Origin of the sequence: Collinsella aerofaciens, assembly GCF_039752985.1 — a bacterium.
Lineage (GTDB): Bacteria > Actinomycetota > Coriobacteriia > Coriobacteriales > Coriobacteriaceae > Collinsella > Collinsella aerofaciens_BT.
Map to the genome: position 1 here is coordinate 1 of NZ_JBDMHA010000134.1, position 1,347 is coordinate 1,347.

The window sequence follows — 1,347 nt, forward strand, 5'->3', positions numbered from 1 at the left end:
GGGATTATCGCAGCTTGCCGCGTCCTTCATCGGCTCCCTGTGCCAAGGCATCCGCCGTGCGCCCGTGGTATCTTGCGGGACCGCATCGGGCCCGCGGGATATCCACGTGTCGCTAATTAATCTAATTAATCGATATCATGAATAGCGCTCGTATGTCGCAATTCGGGTATCTCATACCGCGGCACAGTGTCTTCACTGTGCTCGCGATCAGATGCTCCTCACTCATATATAAGTGAATTCTTCTTGTTTGGATCGGATGAATGATTGCTATCATTCTTGATTTAATCGCAGAAAAGAATCGAGTCTGGAAGATGAATCTCTTCCATCTCTCTCCTATCGCTATGCGGCTCTCAAGGTACGCGGGTGCGACCCCGGGGACCGGGTGCTGCGGGGACTTCATCGCGGGCGACATCTACCGGACGGGCTCCTGCCCTCTATTCGAGTTAAAGTTTGTCTCTCTAAGAATGTGTCTCCCTAGAAAGGAGGTGATCCAGCCGCACCTTCCGGTACGGCTACCTTGTTACGACTTCACCCCCCTCACCCTCCACACCTTCGGCGCCTCCCCCCTCTCGGTTGGGCCGGCGACTTCGGGTGCAGACGACTCGGGTGGTGTGACGGGCGGTGTGTACAAGGCCCGGGAACGCATTCACCGCGGCATGCTGATCCGCGATTACTAGCAACTCCGACTTCATGGGGGCGGGTTGCAGCCCCCAATCCGAACTGGGGCCGGCTTTCCGGGATCCGCTCCCCCTCGCGGGGTGGCATCCCTCTGTACCGGCCATTGTAGCACGTGTGCAGCCCAGGGCATAAGGGGCATGATGACTTGACGTCGTCCCCGCCCTCCTCCGCCTTGACGGCGGCGGTCCCGCGTGGGTTCCCGGCATCACCCGATGGCAACACGCGGCGGGGGTTGCGCTCGTTGCGGGACTTAACCCAACATCTCACGACACGAGCTGACGACAGCCATGCACCACCTGTATGGGCTCCTCTCGGCCACGGGGTCTCCCCCGCTTCACCCATATGTCAAGCCCTGGTAAGGTTCTTCGCGTTGCTTCGAATTAAGCCACATGCTCCGCTGCTTGTGCGGGCCCCCGTCAATTCCTTTGAGTTTTAGCCTTGCGGCCGTACTCCCCAGGCGGGACGCTTAATGCGTTGGCTGCGGCACGGGGGGATCGTCCCCCCACACCTAGCGTCCATCGTTTACGGCTGGGACTACCAGGGTATCTAATCCTGTTCGCTCCCCCAGCTTTCGCGCCTCAGCGTCGGTCTCGGCCCAGAGGGCCGCCTTCGCCACCGGTGTTCCACCCGATATCTGCGCATTCCACCGCTACACCGGGTGTTCCACCC

The 1,347-nt window shown here is 60.1% G+C and carries 1 rRNA gene; it reads right to left on the reverse strand.

Annotated features, from left to right (window positions below):
• Positions 1-478: 478 nt before the first annotated feature.
• Positions 479-1,347 (reverse strand): 16S ribosomal RNA (locus tag ABHR76_RS10030); the annotation flags it as partial.